This window comes from Streptococcus australis (genome assembly GCF_040226615.1).
Taxonomy (GTDB): Bacteria; Bacillota; Bacilli; order Lactobacillales; family Streptococcaceae; genus Streptococcus; species Streptococcus australis_E.
The window spans coordinates 34762-54913 of record NZ_JBCOAT010000006.1; the positions used below are offsets into that span (position 1 = coordinate 34762).

The 20152-nt window shown below is 44.1% G+C and carries 18 protein-coding genes; 5 read left to right on the forward strand and 13 right to left on the reverse strand.

Annotation, left to right across the window (positions count from 1 at the left end; translation table 11 throughout):
- The 4 genes from ABT997_RS06455 to ABT997_RS06470 all read right to left on the reverse strand — a co-directional run bounded on the left by ABT997_RS06455 (window position 1) and on the right by ABT997_RS06470 (window position 3723).
- Window positions 1–594 carry an SP0191 family lipoprotein gene (locus tag ABT997_RS06455; RefSeq protein ID WP_350018993.1) on the reverse strand — a complete coding sequence of 198 codons (594 nt, stop codon included), beginning with the start codon at window positions 592–594 and terminating at the stop codon, window positions 1–3.
- A gap of 184 nt (window positions 595–778) precedes the next feature.
- Entirely contained in the window at window positions 779–1177 is a 399-nt protein-coding gene (gene spx, locus ABT997_RS06460; protein WP_006595399.1) for a transcriptional regulator Spx, read from the reverse strand.
- Window positions 1178–1264: 87 nt separating this feature from the next.
- Complete coding sequence (gene recA, locus ABT997_RS06465; RefSeq protein ID WP_125335103.1) at window positions 1265–2407, reverse strand: recombinase RecA; 1143 nt, start codon at window positions 2405–2407, stop codon at window positions 1265–1267.
- A 47-nt stretch (window positions 2408–2454) separates the two neighbouring features.
- Window positions 2455–3723 carry a competence/damage-inducible protein A gene (locus ABT997_RS06470; protein ID WP_350018994.1) on the reverse strand — a complete coding sequence of 423 codons (1269 nt, stop codon included), beginning with the start codon at window positions 3721–3723 and terminating at the stop codon, window positions 2455–2457.
- Between the two features lie 357 nt (window positions 3724–4080).
- Between ABT997_RS06470 and ABT997_RS06475 the strand changes: the two genes are divergently transcribed.
- Window positions 4081–5118: a S66 family peptidase gene (locus tag ABT997_RS06475; protein WP_048715634.1), complete on the forward strand. Its 1038-nt coding sequence runs from the start codon at window positions 4081–4083 to the stop codon at window positions 5116–5118.
- 56 nt (window positions 5119–5174) lie between these two features.
- On the opposite strand, the gene ABT997_RS06480 is transcribed toward ABT997_RS06475, so the two are convergent.
- The 3 genes from ABT997_RS06480 to mutL are packed head-to-tail and all read right to left on the reverse strand — an operon-like array spanning window position 5175 to window position 8308.
- Entirely contained in the window at window positions 5175–5738 is a 564-nt protein-coding gene (locus ABT997_RS06480) for a DNA-3-methyladenine glycosylase I (RefSeq protein ID WP_048715636.1), read from the reverse strand.
- A gap of 9 nt (window positions 5739–5747) precedes the next feature.
- Complete coding sequence (gene ruvA / locus ABT997_RS06485) at window positions 5748–6341, reverse strand: Holliday junction branch migration protein RuvA (protein WP_048715638.1); 594 nt, start codon at window positions 6339–6341, stop codon at window positions 5748–5750.
- A gap of 20 nt (window positions 6342–6361) precedes the next feature.
- A complete protein-coding gene (mutL, locus tag ABT997_RS06490; RefSeq protein WP_350018995.1) occupies window positions 6362–8308 on the reverse strand; it encodes a DNA mismatch repair endonuclease MutL in 1947 nt (648 codons plus the stop codon).
- A 253-nt stretch (window positions 8309–8561) separates the two neighbouring features.
- On the opposite strand from mutL, the gene ABT997_RS06495 reads away from it, so the two are divergent.
- Both ABT997_RS06495 and ABT997_RS06500 read left to right on the forward strand, forming a co-directional pair.
- The gene (locus tag ABT997_RS06495; RefSeq protein ID WP_350018996.1) at window positions 8562–9002 is read left to right on the forward strand and encodes a LytTR family DNA-binding domain-containing protein; all 441 of its coding nucleotides are present in this window, start codon (window positions 8562–8564) and stop codon (window positions 9000–9002) included.
- Window positions 8996–9454, forward strand: coding sequence for a DUF3021 domain-containing protein (locus ABT997_RS06500; protein ID WP_061564496.1), 459 nt, complete (start codon window positions 8996–8998; stop codon window positions 9452–9454). Before ABT997_RS06495 ends, ABT997_RS06500 begins: the two co-directional genes overlap by 7 nt.
- A gap of 56 nt (window positions 9455–9510) precedes the next feature.
- Here ABT997_RS06500 and mutS read toward each other — a convergent pair whose 3' ends face one another.
- Window positions 9511–12054, reverse strand: coding sequence for a DNA mismatch repair protein MutS (gene mutS, locus ABT997_RS06505; RefSeq protein ID WP_350018997.1), 2544 nt, complete (start codon window positions 12052–12054; stop codon window positions 9511–9513).
- A 106-nt stretch (window positions 12055–12160) separates the two neighbouring features.
- Complete coding sequence (argR, locus tag ABT997_RS06510) at window positions 12161–12604, reverse strand: arginine repressor (protein ID WP_350018998.1); 444 nt, start codon at window positions 12602–12604, stop codon at window positions 12161–12163.
- A gap of 102 nt (window positions 12605–12706) precedes the next feature.
- Between argR and argS the strand changes: the two genes are divergently transcribed.
- Window positions 12707–14395, forward strand: coding sequence for an arginine--tRNA ligase (gene argS, locus ABT997_RS06515; protein ID WP_350018999.1), 1689 nt, complete (start codon window positions 12707–12709; stop codon window positions 14393–14395).
- A 171-nt stretch (window positions 14396–14566) separates the two neighbouring features.
- Window positions 14567–14812 (forward strand): MarR family transcriptional regulator, encoded by a 246-nt coding sequence (locus ABT997_RS06520; RefSeq protein ID WP_350019000.1) that lies wholly within the window; start codon window positions 14567–14569, stop codon window positions 14810–14812.
- Window positions 14813–15068: 256 nt separating this feature from the next.
- Here ABT997_RS06520 and nrdI read toward each other — a convergent pair whose 3' ends face one another.
- The 4 genes from nrdI to malQ form a co-directional block, all read right to left on the reverse strand.
- Entirely contained in the window at window positions 15069–15536 is a 468-nt protein-coding gene (nrdI, locus tag ABT997_RS06525) for a class Ib ribonucleoside-diphosphate reductase assembly flavoprotein NrdI (RefSeq protein WP_350019001.1), read from the reverse strand.
- 55 nt (window positions 15537–15591) lie between these two features.
- Entirely contained in the window at window positions 15592–16104 is a 513-nt protein-coding gene (locus ABT997_RS06530) for an ABC transporter permease (RefSeq protein WP_350019002.1), read from the reverse strand.
- A 173-nt stretch (window positions 16105–16277) separates the two neighbouring features.
- Entirely contained in the window at window positions 16278–18536 is a 2259-nt protein-coding gene (gene glgP / locus ABT997_RS06535) for a glycogen/starch/alpha-glucan family phosphorylase (protein ID WP_350019003.1), read from the reverse strand.
- 23 nt (window positions 18537–18559) lie between these two features.
- Window positions 18560–20077: a 4-alpha-glucanotransferase gene (gene malQ, locus ABT997_RS06540; protein WP_350019004.1), complete on the reverse strand. Its 1518-nt coding sequence runs from the start codon at window positions 20075–20077 to the stop codon at window positions 18560–18562.
- Window positions 20078–20152 lie beyond the last annotated feature (75 nt).

Below are 20152 nucleotides of genomic sequence, written 5' to 3' on the forward strand. Positions count from 1 at the left end.
TTATTCTTCTTTTGCTCCATTACGGAGTAGATTATTCATATACTCTGTTGGTGTCAACTTCAACAAATCTGCAATATTAGCCGATTTGAAGTACTCTAACTCAACCGCTTTTTTAGTATCCAACTGAGTGAAGTCATAGGTGATGACCGTTTGGTATTCATTTTCATTTGGTACGGTCAGTTCAATGGTAAAGCCTGGAAGAGTCCGTGCCTGTTGGAGTTGTTCATCCTTGTCCATCGACTCCACCATCAATCGTTGGGTTTCTTCGAGGCCGACCTCTTGAATGGCTTTTTTCAATTCATCACTAGCAGGAGTGGTATTGGTCATGACCAATTTTTGTAATTGTTCCCCTTGATAGGTGATGGTCTGCTCTTGGCGAATACCTTTCTCATCTGTTGGAAGAACAAAGTGTTTGGTAAAGACTTGCTGCTCTTCTGCCTTCTCTAACAGATTTCGATTTTCTTTATTGAATGATTCAATTTTAGCACTGTTGGATTTTTGAACACTGGAAGAGTCGGTTTTCCCTTGTTTCTTCTGTCCACAAGCTGTCAGCGTCAGGAGCAAGACTCCGAGACAAATAAGCTTCTTTTTCATGTTTTCTCCTTTGATAAGCTTCTATAAAAGGGATTTTCCCCACAGAAGTATTGTACCATAGAATGCCCCGCAAAAACATTCTTACAACCATTTTTTCGTGGATTCTTTGGCCAGATACAAAAGAAAAAGTCGAGATTTTGACATCTCGACTCTTCTCAGTAGCTCAATGTTTGGCTACTTGTTCTTATAGGGCTGCTCTTAAGCGAGCCTCCGCATTTTCAACATTTCGTACAGAACGTGGTAAAAAGGCCCGAATATCATCTTCCTTATAACCAACTTGAAGTCGCTTGTTATCCACTAGGATAGGACTTTTCAAGATTCGTGGTGTTTCTAAGATGATATCGATGACTTCATTCATGCTGAGGTCTTCAATATCGACACCTAGATTCTTAGCGTATCGGTTTTTTGAAGAAACGATACTTGCAATGCCATTTTCTGTTTTGGTCAAAATATCGAGTAATTCTTCTTTTGTAATCCCTTCTTTACCAAGGTTTTGTTCTTTATAGATCAACTGATGAGCATTTAGCCAAGTTTTGGCTTTTTTACAACTCGTGCAACTTGAAACTGTGTAAATTTTAATCATGCATGCACTCCTTTCGCCACACGATAATAACATTGTAGTATATTATACCATAAAAACCATCAGTCTTTCGACCTATTTTAAAAAAAATTACTCTTCAATCTCAATGGCATCATCAAGATCTAGTGTTACTTCTTCAAGAAGTGGGCTTTCAGCTACTTCATCTTGTGCAACTACAGCAGTGTCATCATCGATCAAACCGAAGCGCACGCGCACTTGGTGGTCAATCTCATCAAAAATTTCTGGATGGTCTGCCAAGTACTTCTTAGCATTTTCAGAACCTTGGCCAATCTTCTCACCGTTATAAGAATACCAAGCCCCTGCTTTTTGGATCAAATCAAGGTCTGTTGCAATTTTTAGCAATTCGCCTGTACGTGAAATTCCTTCTCCGTACATGATTTCAACCATGGCTTCTTTGAACGGTGGAGCCACCTTGTTCTTCACAACCTTAATCTTGGTTTCCTTACCAACGTTGGTATCTTTTTGGTCCCCAGTACCTTTGATTTGAGTATTTCCACGAACATCTAGACGAACAGAAGCGTAGAATTTAAGGGCACGACCACCAGGTGTGGTTTCAGGATTCCCAAACATGACCCCAACTTTTTCACGCAATTGGTTGATAAAGATAGCAATGGTCTTGGTCTTGTTGATTGAAGCTCCAAGCTTACGCATAGCCTGGCTCATCATCCGCGCTTGCAAACCAACGTGGCTGTCACCGATATCTCCATCGATTTCTGCGCGTGGGACCAAGGCAGCAACAGAGTCGATAACGACCAAGTCAACGGCACCAGAGTCAATCAATTTACCAGCAATTTCAAGTCCTTGTTCTCCTGAGTCTGGTTGAGACAAGAGGAGTTCATCAATATTAACCCCAAGAGCTGCAGCATAAGATGGGTCCAAGGCATGCTCGGCATCGATAAAGGCAGCAATGCCTCCTTCTTTCTGTGCTTGCGCTACTGCATGGAGGGCAACGGTTGTTTTACCAGATGATTCTGGACCATAGATTTCGATGATCCGACCTTTTGGATAACCACCAGCACCCAAGGCAATATCAAGAGCCAAGGAACCTGAGCTCATGACTTGAACTTTTTGCTCTGCGCGTTCGCCCAGACGCATGATGGATCCTTTACCAAAGTCTTTTTCGATCAACTTTAGGGCATCATTGAGCGCTTTTTCACGCTCGTCTCCGAATTTCTTAGAGATATCATCTAATTTTTTCTGTTTTTTCGCCATTCTTTTCTCCTATATTCAAAGCGTAATGCTATACAAGCTTCTTATCATTATAGCAAATTTTCATCTAATAATACAGTCCGGCGTACCAGATTAAAGGCATGGAGGACTGCAACTTTCCGAACATCCATACGACTCCGGCCAGCGATATTGACCTTGATCGATTGGACTCCTTTAGGACCTGCAATTCCAATAAAAACGGTCCCTGCTGGGTGGCCTTCTAGACTGTCTGGGCCAGCAACACCTGTCAGACTAACTCCATAATCAGCCCCTGTTAAGAGACGGGCTTGCGCCGCCATCCGCTCAGCTGTATGGGCAGAGACCACTCCATGTTCTTGCAACTCAGCTAGGGGGATTTGGAGCATTTTGCTCTTTTCCTCTATGCTGTAGGTGACGAAACCTCCTGGTAGGACTGCTGAGGCTCCTGAGAAATTAGCCAGAGTCGATTGGAACATCCCGGCTGTCAAGCTCTCTGCTGCGGTTAGGGTCAAACCTCTCTCTCGCAAGAGTTCAAAAGCAACCTTAGCTAGGGAATTGTCATCTCCATAGCCATAGAAGAGCTGGCTCAAGGCTTGACCATCTAAAGTCTCATGACGAAGGATCACTTGCTCCAACTGATCCAATTTCTGATCAGCCTGCTCTTGTGACGCAGCCTTGGTCGACAAGCGCAAGGTCACTTCTCCGGTCTTGGCATAAGGAGCCACCGTCGGGTCAGTCTGGCCATCAATCACATCGGCTAGAACGGTTACCAGCTGGCTTTCCCCGATTCCAAAAAAGCGCAAGACGCGTGAGTAGAGCTTCTCGCCTGTGGCTAGAAGGGGCACTAACTCATCAGTAACCATAGGTTTCAGTTCACTAGGGGGACCAGGCAAGACCACATAGCTAACGCCCTCTACTTCAATCAACCCTCCCACTGCCAAACCAGTCAAATTTTGGAGCGGTGTTGAGCCTGTCACTATTTGCGCTTGTCTCAGATTGTTGGGAGTTCGGACATGGTCTGGCCGACTGGCAAAGAAGCGATCCAACTTGGCCATTGCTTCTGGATCAAAGGTCAGGTCTCTACCCAAGAACTGCGCTAGGGTCTGCTTGGTCAGGTCGTCTTCGGTCGGTCCGAGGCCTCCCGTGAGGATGACGAGATCACTTCGATCACGCGCAATCGCAAGAACAGACAAGAGACGATCGGCATTATCCCCAACTGCAGTTTGGAAATAAACGTCGATCCCTAGACCGGCCAACTTTTCTGATAAGAATTGCGCATTGGTATTGACAATCTGTCCTGTGAGAATTTCGGTTCCCACTGCAATGATCTCTGCTTTCATAACGCCTCCACTTATACTATTCGTAATTTTTCTTCATTGTAACACAATTTCCTAAATTATTTTAAAAACAGATTGAAGAAAAAGTTCATTTTAGGTAACTTTCTTCAATCTTTTTCTTTTAGAGTATTATAAAGTAAAAAACTCTTATAAATTCCGTTACATCAATATTCCTAAGAGATTTAACTACGTGGTAACCAACTTCTAGAAGGGCTTGCCTATATTCTGAAGTAAGCACATCGAGCGGTTATTTTTATATTGCTTTATTGACATAAAATCGTATCTCTAACGCTAGTCCTTATATTTTTCTATCACTTTTTATGATACAATAGCATCAATTTATTTTTAGGAGGATAATATATGACTTCTACTATTGGTATTGTAAGTTTATCTAGTGGGACTATGGGTGAAGACTTTGTCAAGCACGAAGTGGACTTGGGTATTCAACGTCTCAAGGACCTCGGACTCAACCCTATCTTTTTACCTCATTCGCTAAAAGGCTTAGATTTTATCAAAGAACATCCTGAAGCTCGTGCAGAGGATTTGATTCAGGCCTTTTCTGATGATAGCATCGACATGATCCTATGCGCCATTGGTGGAAACGATACCTATCGCTTGCTACCTTATCTTTTTGAAAATGACCAACTACAAAAGGTTATCAAACCAAAGATTTTTCTCGGTTTCTCGGATACGACCATGAACCATCTCATGTTGCATAAACTAGGAATCAAGACTTTTTACGGCCAATCATTTCTAGCAGACATTTGTGAGTTAGACAAAGAAATGTTGCCATATAGCCTCCACTACTTCAAAGAATTGATTGAGACGGGAAGAATCTCAGAAATTCGCCCTAGTAACGTTTGGTATGAGGAACGGACTGATTTTAGTCCCAAAGCCTTGGGAACACCTCGTGTCAGCCATGCAAATACAGGTTTTGACTTATTGCAAGGCAATGCTCAGTTCGAGGGAGAAATCCTCGGTGGTTGTCTTGAGTCTCTCTATGATATTTTTGACAACTCTCTACACGCAGATAGCACGGACCTCTGCCAAAAATACAAACTTTTCCCCGACTTGTCAGACTGGGAAGGAAAGATCCTCTTGCTAGAAACAAGCCAAGAAAAGCCTGAACCTGACGACTTCAAAAAGATGTTGCGGACTTTGAAGGACACGGGTATATTCGAGGTCATCAGTGGACTATTAGTCGGAAAACCTATGGATGAAACTTTCTATGACGACTATAAAGAAGCACTTTTGGATATCATCGATAGCAATATCCCAATTGTCTATAATCTGAATGTTGGTCATGCAACTCCAAGAGCCATTGTCCCCTTCGGAGTCCACGCCCATGTAGATGCAACGGAGCAAGTCATTCGCTTTGACTATAACAAAGAAAGCTGAGATAGAACTCTCAGCTTTTTTTCTATATTCTCAAATACTTTCGCTATCTGTACTCACTACTTACCGCTTTTCCATTCACAATCATTCTCATGGTCATCAACCAGACCTGCAGCCTGTAGAAAGGATAAAACTGCGACTGGTCCGGTGAACTTAAAACCACGTTTTTTGAGGTCCTTGGATAATGTCTCAGATAAGGCTGTTTTAGCTGGTGCTTGACTGTAATCTGAAACATCATTGACGATGGTTTTCTCATCGACAAAAGACCAAAGATAGGCATCAAACGACCCGAATTCCTCCTGAACTTGTAGAAAGGTCTGAGCATTAGCTCGTGTCGCAAAGATCTTGGCTCGATTGCGGATAATTGCTGGATTATTCATCAAAGCTTCCAGCTCTTCATCCGTCATCTCCGCGACCGCTTGAATTTGGTAGCCATGAAAAGATTCTCGGAAAGCCTGCCGTTTATTGAGGACCGTTTCCCAAGATAGACCGGCCTGATAGGTTTCCATACAGAGTAACTCAAAAAGTGCCTGATCATCGTGGAGGGGCTGTCCCCACTCCTCATCATGATAGGCCACATAGAGAGGATTGGTCATTTTAACCCATCCACAACGTTTTGGCATCTTCTTCTCCTATTTGACCAACATCTTCAGGGCAGACTTGATGTAGTTTTCAGCCGTATCAGAAGTTCCTTCAAAGAATTTCTTGATTTTCTTGAGTTCCGTTGCCTTGTAGCCCAAAGCCAACATGGCTTCCATAGCTTCTTCAAGAGCTTGGTTTTCTTCTGAAACTTTGGCATTGGACTGAGCCGGTGCATCTTCTAGGTCAAGATTAATCTTACCTTCTAGGTCCAAGACCATCTGTTGGGCTGTTTTCTTGCCGATCTTCGGAAACTTGGTCAAGTAGGTGATGTTCTTGCTTTCAATAGCTTGGACAAGGCCTGCATTGTCATCCGCAGCGATAATAGCTAGAGCTGAGACAGGTCCAATCCCGGAGACTGAGATCAAGTTCAAAAAGAGCTGTTTCTCTTCTTCGGTCGCAAAGCCATAGAGAAGGTGAGCATCTTCACGGACCACTTGGTGCAGATAGACGTGCACCTCTTGATTCATTTTGCCAGAGTAGGCATAGGGATTGGCCACATGCAAGAGATAGCCGATCCCAGCTGTTTCTACCACAATGTATTTGGCAGTAATTTTTGTTAAGATTCCTTTAATGTATTCGTACATAAGATTCCTTTATTCTTTGTTTAATATTTTCCCAAATCCCGTAGACTGGTGTGATTTTCCTGAATGCGTCGGAACATCTTTTCCATGTCCGACTTGGTGAAGTTGACCAAGACGGGACGGCCGTGGGGGCAGTTATAAGGGTTGTCACATTGGGACAGTTGGTAGATGAGATCCCGTGCAGAGTAATCATCCAGAGTGTGATTGGCCTTGATAGACCGTTTGCAGGACATCATGATAGCCAACTCCGCCCGGTATTTCTTAATGGACACTTCCTTGGTCAAGAGGAGCATGTCACACATTTCATAGATGCCCGCCTCAATCTCCTCTTCCTTCATCCAGATCGGATGCTCCCGTAAGATTAACTGGTTAGCTCCGTATTCTTCTAAGTAGACTCCCACTTCTTCTAAAAGGTGCTTGCGCTGTTGCAGGCGGATCAGATCATCTGCAGGGAACTCAAAGATATAAGGCACTAACAGTTGTTGTTGACTGCCGTCTACGTCCCCGATGCTCTCCCGGTATTCTTCGTATTTGACCCGCTCTTGAGCTGCATGCTGGTCAATGATGTAGAGGCCCCCATTGCCTTGAGCAAAGAGATAGGTCCCATGCATCTGACCAAAATATTCCAACTCTGGAAAGGTCGATGTTTCCTCTCCCTCCAGCTTGTCATAGGCCTTGTCTAGACTAGCCAGGTCCAACTCTGGGTGATCCAGTTGGTCGTACTGAGGCGCCTTTCGCTCTGCGAACTTAATGGCTGGAGATTTGGTCTCCTTTCCTTCATCTTGTGAAAAGAGAAGCGTTTGCTCTGGAATCATTTCACCATTTGGCTGGGATTCCCCAACCTCTGGACGGACAAAAAAGTCTCCCTTGTCTCGGTCGTAATAGAGGCTATTTTCTTTTAGAGGGAGGCTAGTCTGGACTGGCTTTTCTGTTCGACGAAGCGTCGACTTGGCTAGATTTTCCAGAGCATCTGGAATCAGATCTTGCTCTTTCAAAGCGGAGGCAATCGCTTGGGAGATCAAGGCCATCAGTTCTCGTTCTTTAGAAATACGCACCTCTTGCTTGGTCGGGTGGACATTGACATCAGCTAGATAGGGATCGATCTGAATATTGATGACCGCTATTGGGAAGCGTCCGACCATGAGTTTACTGCCGTAGCCATCCAAGATGGCCCGATTGAGCAAGAAATTCTTGATGTAACGGCCATTGATAAAGAGGCTGATGTAGTTGCGATTGGCCCTGGTCAGTTCTGGCAAAGAGACAAAACCGGACACTTCAAAGTCCAAATCACCTGTCTCGATGGCAACCATTTTCTTGGCAGTAGCGAGGCCGTAGACTCCTGCAATGGCTTGGCGGAGATTTCCCGTCCCTGCCGTCCGTGTCATTTCATGGCCGTCATTGATCAAGGTAAAGGCAATCTCTGGATGGGCCAGACTCAGGCGGTTGAGAATGTCGACGATATGGGACAGCTCTGCCTGTTGGCTCTTCATATATTTGAGGCGGGCTGGTGTATTGAAAAAGAGGTCCTCAACTGTGATTTTAGTCCCCACAGGGCTAGTCGCCGGCTCAAGAGAAGTGATTTCGCCCCCTTTGGCCTCTAGCTTGCTTCCATGACTAGCTCCTTCCTGAGCTGTTAGGATGGTCATAAGACTGACAGAGGCAATGGAGGGCAAGGCCTCTCCACGGAAGCCTAGGGTCCGAATCCGAAAGAGATCCGCTTGACTTTTGATCTTACTAGTCGCATGGCGACGAAGGGCTAATTCTACTTCCTCGTGGGCAATTCCCTGTCCATTATCCGTGATTTGAATGGTCTTTAAGCCAGCTTCTTCAATCTCTACGACAATCTGACTAGCCCCCGCATCGATGGAGTTTTCAACCAGTTCCTTGACCACACTAGCAGGGCGCTCGATGACCTCCCCGGCAGCGATCTGATTGGCTAGAATTTCTGGTAATTCGATAATCTGTGACATAGCTTCCCCTCTTATGTTTTATACGCGCATAGGTAGAACTATTATACCATATCTCCAAGGAAGCCCTCCGTTTATAAAATCTTCTACCCTAGTTCCACTAAAGATACTGGCTTACTACCAGATAAACAGACAAAATGACCGAATAGACAAAAAACCTTGTCTTGATGCCTGAAAAAGTGTTTAATAGACTTGTAAGGAGGAGGTCCTGCTAGCGGACATCTGACTTCAAATCATAGAGTTAGAAGGGATTTGTATGAAAGTAACAGTTACCATTGACCCCCATTTTCAAGAAGAAGGCGTAGCCATCACAGCGCCACAAACTAGCGAACGCATCCAGAAAGTCCAACAATTCATAGAAGAATTGGACCAGAAGGAACGCTTGCGAGCGAAAAAGGATGGGGAAACCTATCTTGTAGAGACCCACTTGTTTCATCGTTTCTATATTGAAAATCGGCAAGTGGTGGGGGAAACAAAGGATGATCGCTTCATCCTCACAGGTCCACTCTACCAACTCTCTGAAGACTTGCCCATCTACTTTTTAAAAATTTCCCAATCTGAAATTATCAACACCAAAGAAATCGATCAGCTATATTTTACCACCAGCGGATCGGTCCAAATCAATCTGAAAAACAGGACCATCACCTATTCGTCTCGTCGCTATTTAAAAGCTATTAAGGAGAAATTATCATGTTAAAGACTCATCTATCGAATGCCTCTAAAGGCATCTTCATCGGCCTTACCCTCTCTATCGTCTTTTCTTTCCTAAACTCACCTTCAACTTATATGCCTCTCAGTCCAAGTTCAGGCGTTGGACAATGGATGCAAGCCCATGACGTGCATGGATCCCTTGTCATGCTCTATTGTATCCTTATATGGGCTGGCATCGGCTTGCTCTTCAGCTTAGGAAAAAACCTGTTCAACAAAGACTGGAGCCTCCTCCGTGCGACCCTCAGCCACTACCTTTTGATGCTCTTTGGTTTTCTACCTTTGGCAACCTTGGGAGGCTGGTTCCCAATCCAAATCAGCTTCTACATCTCCGTCATTATAGAGTTTAGCCTTGTTTACTTGGTTATCTGGGCTGTTTCTTATCGCATTTACAAGAAAAAAGTAGAAGAGATCAACCAACAGTTGCAAGGGAAAGCTTAAAAAGCAATCCTCATATAAAAATCTCCCCGTGAAACTCATCGCGGGGAGATCTTGTTTTATACCTTCTTTTTCATCTCAGCAACTGCCATCATGACTTCCATCGGGGTCATGTTGTAGATATCAAGATTCTTCAATTCTTCTAGTACTGGGTGAGTGGCATCTGCTGCAAACAAAGATAACTGTCCACCAAGCTCTGGAGAGGATTGCTTTGTCGGACCGGCCACCGGCACTTCTTGGCTTTGGCCTTCTAATTGACTCAGGATGGCATCCGCCCGCTTCAAGAGGTCGCTTGGCAGGCCTGCGATCTTGGCCACATGGATCCCGTAGGATTTATCAGCTGGTCCCTTTTCGATCCGGTGCAAGAAGGTCACTTGGCCATCCTTCTCCAAGGTAGCGATGTGGACATTGCGCAAGCGAGATAGGGTCTGCTCCAAGTCGGTTAGCTCATGGTAGTGGGTAGCAAAGAGGGTCTTGGCCCCTGTCCGGTCATGGATGTACTCGATGATGGCTTGAGCCAAGGCCATGCCATCATAGGTCGCTGTTCCCCGTCCCAACTCATCAAATAAGATCAGTGAGGCTGGAGTCGCTTGGCGAATGGCATTGTTGGCCTCCATCATCTCGACCATAAAGGTTGACTGACCGGATACCAAGTCATCTGCTGCCCCAATCCGGGTGTAAATGGCATCAAAGAGAGGGAGGGTCGCAGCTTGAGCCGGTACAAAGGAACCAATCTGGGCCATAATGACAATGATGGCCAACTGACGCATATAGGTGGATTTCCCACTCATATTGGGCCCCGTAATCAACTGGATCTGGCAAGTCTCATACATGGAAATACTATTGGGAATATAACTTTGAGCTCCCATCACTTTCTCAACAACTGGGTGACGGCCCTTTTCAATCCGGATATCACGCGCCTCTTGGAAGACTGGACGGATGAGCTGTTGCTTTTCAGCCACACAGGCCAGACCTTGCAAGACGTCGACCGTTGCTAGGGCTTGGGCTAGTGACTGTAGGCGCTGAATGTACTTGCCGACTTCTTCTCTGATTCGTAGGAAAATCGCATACTCCAGACTGGTCGATTGCTCCCGAGCTTCTAACATTTCTCCTTCAATCCGAGCTAGTTCTTCTGTCCCAAAGCGCTCAGAGTTTTTTAAGGTCGCCTTGCGGAAGAAATGAGCTGGCACACGGGATAATTGGGAGTTGGTTACATGGAAATAGTAGCCATCTTTTTTGTTGTAGTCGATTTTAAGTCCGGTAATACCACTGGCTTCACGTTCTTTGGCTTCAATCTCCGCAATCCAGCCGGTCCCTTCTCTGAGGATGACACGGTACTGGTCCAGGGTTGGATCAAAGCCGGTACGGATGATATTGCCTTCTGTCAGAACGATAGGTGCATCTGGGTCAATCGCTGCTTCGATGAGTCGGCAAAGCTCTGGGAGCTCATCTAACTGCGCAATGAGGAGGCCTAGCACCGGCTCTCCCATCTCGACCAAGAGCGATTTAATCAAGGGAACGTGGCGTAGCGTTTCACCCAACTGCAAGAGGTCCTTAGGAGTGGTCTTACCAAAGGAAACTCGACTGGCCAAGCGCTCTATGTCGTACACACCCTTGAGACGGTCTGCCAGATCACTTCGCTCAAAGAAATGGTCCAAGAAGACTTGGATAATCTCTTGGCGCTCTTCGATCCGATGGCGGTCCATCAAGGGCTTCTGGATCCAAGCCCGCAAGAGACGTCCTCCCATGGCTGTCTTGCTTTCATCTAGGAGCCAGTAGAGGCTACCATGTTTTTTGCCTGTCCGGGCATTCTCTGTCAAGTCCAAACTCGCCTTTGTCGCATAATCCATCTGCAAGAAATCACGGACTTCATAGTGATGAGCAGGTTTGATATGGTGGAGCTCCCGCTTCTGGGTTTCCTGGACGTATTGGAGCAGGCCTCCCGCCGCTATTCTTTCCAAATGAGTCAAGTCTGCCCCTAAAAGTTGGACATCCTCCGCTACTTCTGAGATAGGGGAGAGCAAGAGATTCATTTGGCCAAGAAGGACTCTTTCTTCCCCTTCTGACAAGGAGTAGGTCAGGACAATCTCACGTGCCCGTAGGTTGCGAATCTCCCCACAGACCATGGCAAAATCATTCAAACTGGTGACCTGAAACTCTCCAGTCACCAAGTCCATATAGGCAAGGCCATAATCCGTCTCATCATGAGATAAGGCTACCAGGAAATTGTTGGCGCTGTCTGGCTTGGTCGAGTCGACAACCGTCCCTGGGGTAATGACTTGGACTACTTCCCGTTTAACTACACCGACAGCTTGCTTGGGATCTTCCATCTGCTCTGCAATAGCCACCTTATAGCCTTTTTCAATCAAGACATCAATGTACTGCTGGGCTGAATGATAGGGAACTCCAGCCATGGGAATTGGATTTTCTGCATTTTTATTCCTTGAGGTCAAGGAAATCTCTAAAATCTGAGCGGCATTGACGGCATCTTCATAAAAGAGCTCGTAAAAATCTCCCATCCGAAAGAGCAAAAAAGCATCCGGATAGTCTTTTTTGATATCTAGGTATTGCTGCATACCAGGTGATAGTTTTTCTGCTGCCATATTGCTCCTTTTCTATATCATTGCTTTCATTCTGAGAGCTTGCTCCAACTCTAAACTGACATAAAAGGAGGGCCGATCCCTTTCTGGACTGGTCCCTCGCCCTTGACTAGTGACTAGAATGTTGGAGAATAGTCTGCTGGACCGTTTGTGCTACTTCTTGGTCCTTGCAAACAATTAAGAGGGTATTGGCTCCTGCGACGGTGCCAAGGATTTGATCATCCAAAATCTCATCGACTGCGTTGGCTAAAATGGCCGCCTCTCCAAGCTCCGTCCGAACAACCAGTGTGAACTCTGCTCTCGAGACTTCTTGTGCATATTGAGCAATCAGTCTAAAAATATCTGTTCGATCAGGTTCATCGGCTAATTTATAATAGAGCCCACCCTTTTCTTTCACCTTGATCAGACCAATTTCTCGCAGATCTCTGGATAAGGTTGTCTGGGTTACTCCCGCCCCTCTCTGATCTAGGCGGTCTTGAATTTCTTTTTGCGTCGATAACTTCTCATTTTGAATAATCTCTCGAATCAAAAGCTGACGTTCATCTTTTTTCATTTTTGCTCCACTTTTGAATAATTATACTTTGATTATACCAAAAAGTTTGAAGAAAGGCCGAATTTTGTGATAGAATAGTAACAAAAGACCAAAGGAGCTACTATGAATCATAAAGAACTTATTGCAAGTGAATTGGCAAAAGTCATTGAAGGCTTAGACCAAGAAACTATCTTAAATTTACTAGAGCAACCAAAATCTTCAGACCTTGGAGACATCGCCTTTCCTGCCTTTTCTTTGGCTAAAATCGAACGCAAAGCTCCTCAAGCGATTGCTGCTGATATTGCGGAAAAAATCGATGCTTCTCACTTTGAAAAAGTCGTTGCTACTGGTCCTTATGTAAACTTCTTCTTAGATAAATCACAAATCTCTGACCAAGTCATCAAATCTGTTATCCAAGCGGGTGCCGACTATGGACAACAAGAAGAAGGTCAAGGAGCGAACGTCACCATCGACCTTTCTAGTCCAAACATCGCAAAACCTTTCTCAGTTGGTCATTTACGTTCAACTGTTATCGGGGATGCTCTTTCAAACATCTTCCGCAAAATGGGCTACAATACCATTAAAATTAACCACTTGGGAGACTGGGGCAAACAGTTCGGTCTCTTGATGGTGGCTTATAAAAAATGGGGTAGCAAGGAAGCTGTCGAAGCCAACCCAATCGATGAATTGCTAAAACTTTACGTTCGTATCAATGCTGAAATTGAAAACGATCCTGAGCTTGATGAAGAAGGACGTCTCTGGTTCAAGAAATTGGAAGATGGAGATCCAGAAGCGACTGAATTGTGGCAATGGTTCCGTGACGAGAGTTTGGTGGAATTCAACCGTATCTACAAACTACTCGGTGTTGAGTTTGATAGCTTAAACGGAGAAGCTTTCTACAATGACAAGATGGATGAAGCCGTCCAAATCCTTGAAGAAAAAGGCTTGTTGAAAGAGTCTAAAGGGGCTAGCATCGTTGAGTTGGATGATGTCAACCTTCCACCAGCTATGATTAAGAAATCAGACGGTGCCACTCTTTATATCACTCGTGATATCGCAACCGCTATCTACCGTGCACGGACCTACAACTTTGTGAAAAACATCTACGCCGTAGGTCAAGAACAATCCAACCACTTCCGTCAGTTGAAAGCTGTTTTGAAGAAAATGGGATTTGAGTGGAGCGACGATATGATCCACGTTGACTTTGGTTTGGTCACAAAGAACCGCCAAAAATTGTCAACTCGTAAAGGAAATATCATCCTACTCGAACCAACTCTTCAAGAAGCTATCTCTCGCGCCAAAGCTCAGATCGAAGAGAAGAATCCTGAACTTGAAAACAAGGAAGAAGTGGCACGTGCAGTCGGTGTTGGTGCGGTTAAATTCTACGATTTGAAGACAGACCGTCGCAATGGGTATGACTTTGACCTCGAAGCCATGGTATCCTTTGAGGGGGAAACTGGACCTTACGTTCAATACGCATACGCTCGTATCCAATCCATCCTTCGCAAAGCTAACTTCACTCCATCAACAGATGCAACTTACAGCTTGAACGATCCAGAAAGCTGGGAAATCATCAAACTTCTCCAAGACTTCTCTCGTGTCGTGAAACGTGCCGCTGAAAACTATGATCCATCCTTGATAGCAAAATATGCCATCAACCTGGCTCAAGCCTTCAACAAGTACTATGCTCACACTCGTATCTTGGATGAAAGTCCAGAACGCGATAGCCGTCTTGCTCTTAGCTACTCAACAGCAGTTGTTTTGAAAGAAGCACTTCGTCTATTGGGTGTAGATGCGCCTGAGAAAATGTAATTTCTTCCTTACTTTTTGATAGGAAACCATCTCTTATAGGGGTGAGAGGAATCGCTAAATAAACCTTATTTAGTTCCATCTCACTCCTTTTTTCATGCTAAATACACCTATATTTTTAGGGATTATCGTTTCCCTCCCCTTTATCCATTATCTTATCCTCTGGAGAACCCTATGAATCAAACTGTTTACATCCTTATTTTGGTTAGTCTACTCATCCTCTTTTTAATCAATAAATACGAGAGAGAAAAACTGCAAAAGATTTTACAAGAGCAACTCTTAAAAGATGAAACCTTCAAAGCAAGCATCAAGGAACAAATACAAACAACGGAGAACATCAACGATGTCATCCACGCCATCAACAAGGACTATCGCCTCGGCCTCTTGCTTGCGAAAGAAATCACCGATCAATTAAAATAACCAGCAAAAAAGGGAGTGGGACAGAAATCGGTAATTCGTTAGAATTCGATTTCGTCGTCCTACCTCCGCACAGTTGAGTCGGGCTGTAAAAGCTGATGAAATCAGCGTAGTAGAGGCCACTCAACCACTGCGTCTTGCTTGATAATCCAAAGATAATTGAGAGGCTAGGACTTTGTCCCAGCCTCCTTTTCTCTGCTAATCAAGCAACCTCCTCTCATACAAAGAAACCCCAAGCCTAGGCTTGGGGTTTCTCATTTTAAAAGTGATACAAGTCTTCGATAATACCAGCTACTTTTTTGATATCCCCTAGCATCCCTCGCATTTCAAAGTCTGCTAGCATAGGGAAACCAAAGCGTTGGCTGTACTGCTTGGCCGTTAGGCAATATTGATTATTAAAGTTGCGGTTTCCAGATCCTACAACTCCCAAGCATTTAGTGGCATTGTCTCCATAGGCAATAAAGTCTGCTACATCGGTCGTTAAAATCTCCACATCCCCATTATCAATACCATTTCCTCCTTCTAGGTAGGTCGGCAAAAAGGTAATAAAAGGTGTATCGACTTCAAAGAAGGGCTTCCCTTCTTTGACCAGGTCTTTGACATGGATTTTTTCAATAACCAAGTCAGGATACTGCTCCCATAGATAATCACTGAGGCGATGGACAAAACTTTCAGTATTGCCACTTAAACTGATATAGACAAAACATACTTTCATTTTCTTCTCCAATCAGACCAACTCCTCTTCTTTGTCTAAAACTAGAGGAGCTTTTAAATGCTATGATCTAAGCTTGAAGGTCGCTAGCTGGTCTATTTTTCAATTTGTAGAGGAGGATTCCCAAGTAAACAAGGGCTACAACTACACTCAAGACAAGTGCATATAAGCTAGAAGCCTGTATCAAAGTCCGCAATTTATCTGACGTGATCACCGACATGGAAGAACGATAAGACCAGAAATTGTGCAAGCTTATTAGGAGGAAGGCTCCAATTTGACCCATATAGGCATAGGTTGCCTTGACAATATCCTTTTTAGACAGGAAGAAATAGCCAACAGCAATTAAGCCTGCAATCAAAAGAGAGAGCAACAACCAAGCGATTGGTCCGCGTAACGCTACGATTAATTTTTCAAGGAAGGCTTTGTATTCTTCCCGTTCAAGAGCAGTGGTTAAGTTCAAAGAAGCTGCCGTCTCATCTGTGACCTCCACTTTAGCCAATCCAAAGAAGGACTGAGCAGTTAATAGAGTTCCCATCGCTGAGAGGGCTAGCAAGACATACATATAAATCGGATTTTTCTTCATTGTATTTCCTCGTTTCTAATATCCATACTATTTATTATAACGTGAACCGAAGGGAAGCGCAAGTTTAGATTTTCCCAGTTCTCCTATACAAAAAAGCTCCCTCTAAATCAGGATATGATCCAAAAGGAGCTCCTCTTTTATGAGTATATTGCTTCTAGAATTCTGAAAGCAAATTAGTTCAAGTGCCAGATATCTTCGTTGTACTGAGCGATTGTACGGTCAGATGAGAAGAATCCTGCTTTAGCAATGTTAACGATGACTTTATCCAACCATGCATCACGGTTTTCGTAATCAGCCAACATTTGCTCTTTCACTTTGATGTAGTCTTCCAGGTCAAGAAGAGTCATGAACCAGTCTTTGTTGATCAATTCATTGTAAAGACGTTCCAAGCGTTCTTTCTTACCAACTGCAAGAACAGCGTCGCTCACGATAAAGTCAACCAATGGTTTGATCGCTTCACGAGCGTAGAATTCGCTTGATTTATATGCAGATTTTGCGTAAAGATCGATAACAGTTTCTGAATCTTCACCAAAGATGTAGATGTTTTCGTCTCCAACCAACTCAGCGATTTCCACGTTAGCACCGTCCATAGTACCAAGAGTCAAAGCTCCGTTCAACATGAATTTCATGTTACCAGTACCTGAAGCTTCTTTAGAAGCCAATGAGATTTGTTCTGAGATATCACATGCTGGGATGAGGAAGCTTGCTGCAGTAACGTTGTAGTTTTCAACCATTACGACTTGCAAGTGTGGAGCTACTGCTGGGTCGTTTGCAATGACTTCTGACAAGCAAAGGATCAAGTGGATGATGTCTTGAGCGATTGTGTAGGCAGGAGCTGCTTTACCACCAAAGAAAACTGTGATTGGACGAGCAGGGATATTACCAGCCTTGATGTCAAGATATTTGTGGATCACATACAAAGCGTTCATTTGTTGACGTTTGTACTCGTGAAGACGTTTGATTTGGATATCAAAGATAGAGTTAGTATTGATTTCCACACCTTGTTGTTCTTTCAAGTGACGAGCCAATTTACGTTTGTTGTGAGCTTTGATGCTTTCCAATTTTTCTTTGACAGCAGCCTTGTCTTCGTAAGAAAGAAGGTCTTCCAATTTAGAAGCTTCATGGTGCCATTCGCGGCCAAGGATCTCATCCAAGTAGTGAGACAAGCTTGGGTTAGCATGCATGAGCCAACGACGGAAGGTGATACCGTTTGTTTTGTTGTTGAATTTTTCTGGGTAAAGATCGTAGAAAGCTTTCAACTCAGAGTTCTTCAAAATTTCTGTGTGAAGAGCGGCAACCCCGTTTACGCTGTATCCATAGTGGATATCCATGTGGGCCATGTGTACACGATTGTTTTCATCAATGATTTGAACAGCTGGATCTTTGTATTCAGCACGAACACGGCGGTCCAATTCTTTGATGATTGGTACCAAGTGAGGAACCACTTCTTCCAAGAATTCAAGAGGCCATTTTTCAAGGGCTTCAGCAAGGATTGTGTGGTTTGTGTAGGCAGTCATGCTACGAACGATAGAGATTGCTTCATCAAGTTCGATACCACGTTCAGTCAAAAGACGGATCAATTCAGGAATCACCATTGATGGGTGAGTATCGTTGATTTGTACAACTGCGTAGTCAGCAAGGTCATGCAAGTTGCTTCCTTTTTCGATGGCTTCATCGATGATCAATTGAGCACCGTTTGAAACCATGAAGTATTGTTGGAAGATACGGAGTAATTCACCTTGTTTGTCGCTATCGTCTGGGTAAAGGAAAAGAGTCAAGTTGCGAGCGATGTCTGTCTTATCAAAGTTAATGCCATCTTCAATGATAGATGAATCAACTGAATCTAAGTCAAACAAACGCAAACGGTTTTTCGTAGCCGTTTTGTAACCAGGTACATCGATATCGTAAAGAGTAGATGTCAATGTGAAGTGTGCAAATGGTACTTGGTAGCTACGGCTTGAACGAACCAACCAGTTTTGCTCAGTCAACCAAGCGTTAGGAATGGTTTCTTGTTGGTTGTTTTTAAGCACTTGTTGGAAAAGACCGTAGTGGTAGTTCAAACCAACCCCGTCACCGTTCAAACCAAGTGTAGCGATTGAGTCGATAAAGCAGGCTGCCAAACGTCCCAAACCACCGTTCCCAAGCGATGGTTCCAATTCTACTTCTTCGATTTCGATCAACTCTTTACCTGCATCAGCAAGTTCTTTCTTAACATCGTCATAAAGACCAAGGTTAATCAAGTTGTTAGACAAGAGTTTACCAATCAAGAACTCAGCTGAGATATAGTAAACTTTTTTCTTACCAGTGTTCACTGGTTTTTGGCTGCTTGCTAGTTTGCTGTAGTTAAGAAGAGCAAGGTAAAGTTCTTCGTTGCTACATTCTGCGATAGATTTATTGTAACGATTTTGTACAAATTCTTTTAATGGTAACATTTTTTATGTCTCCTGATAATGTCTTATTTCTTTAATTCTACCAAATTTTCATTGATACGGCGATAAATTGTAGTCAAGTCAAGCAATTCTTGCTCAACAGCCGGTGTCAATTGATCCTCTGTCATCCGCCATGACCAGTTACCACCAAGAGTAGATGGGAAGTTCATCCGTGCTGAACCATCCAACTCTAGCAAGTCTTGCATGGTAGCGATGGCCATAAAGCTGACAGAAGCAAAGACAGTACGAAGCATGGCATGTGGAACAGATTCGTATTCTTTCCGGTTGGTGTAACGTGCAAGATATTCACGAGTTGGATCATCAATTTCATTGCGGTACCATCCAAGAACCGTGTTGTTATCATGTGTACCAGTGTACATAACAGAGTTATTTGGCGCTAAGTGAGGGCTGTCGATACTTTCATCATCAGGATTGAAGGCAAATTGAAGAATCTTCATGCCTGGGAAGCCTGTGCGCTCACGAAGCTCAATGACTTCGTCCGTCATGAAGCCAAGGTCTTCTGCGATGATGTTCAAATCACCGAGTTCTTCTTTCACTGCAGCAAAGAGTTTGTAGCCAGGACCTTTGACCCATTTACCTGGTGCTGCTGTATCAGAACCAGCTGGGATTTCCCAGTAAGATTCAAAACCACGGAAGTGGTCGATCCGCACGATGTCGTAGATCTTGAAGCTCTCACGCAAGCGTTCAATCCACCATTTGTAACCATCTTTGTCCATTGCTTCCCAGTCATAGATTGGGTTGCCCCAAAGCTGACCAGTTGCTGAGAACTCATCTGGTGGGCATCCTGCGATGCAGGTTGCTTTTCCATTTTCATCTGTTTTAAAGAGATGAGGATTTGCCCACATATCGCTTGAATCTTCCGCTACGTAGATTGGCATATCACCTACGATCTCAATATGGTTGTCGTTAGCGTATGCTTTCAATTTCAACCATTGTTTGAAGAAGAAATACTGTGTTACTCGATGGTAAGTCAATTTATCTTCCAATTGAGCGCGGTAGGATGCAAGGGCTTCCGGTTGACGTACACGAATCGCAGCGTCTGGCCATTCTGTCCATGCTTTTAATTCAAAGTGCTCTTTAATAGCCATGTATTCTGCGAACAATTCCAACCAAGCTGCATTTTCTTCAGCAAAACGGCTGAAGTCATCCCAATCACCGTTTTCGATAAAAGCTTTAACCGCTTTTTCTAGAAGAGGACGACGTTGTTCGAAGATCTTTGCATAGTCTACTTCTGTTGGGTCTTGACCAAAATCAACACCTTCAACATCAGATGCATCCAAGAGCCCTTGCTCGATCAAGAGATCGAAGTCAATAAAGTGGGTGTTGCCTGCAAAAGCCGAGAAGGATTGATAAGGAGAATCTCCATAACTAGTTGTTCCGAGAGGCAAAATTTGCCAATACCGTTGCTTAGTCCGAACGAGGAAATCGACAAAATCGTAAGCTGCTTGACCAAACGAACCGATTCCATACTTCCCAGGCAAGGATGAAATGTGCATCAAGACACCACTTTGGCGTTTTTTCATTGAGGGTACCACCTTTAGTTTAATATTTTTTGTTTCAAAGAAAAATAGACCAACTTTCTACTCTGTTCTGTTCCA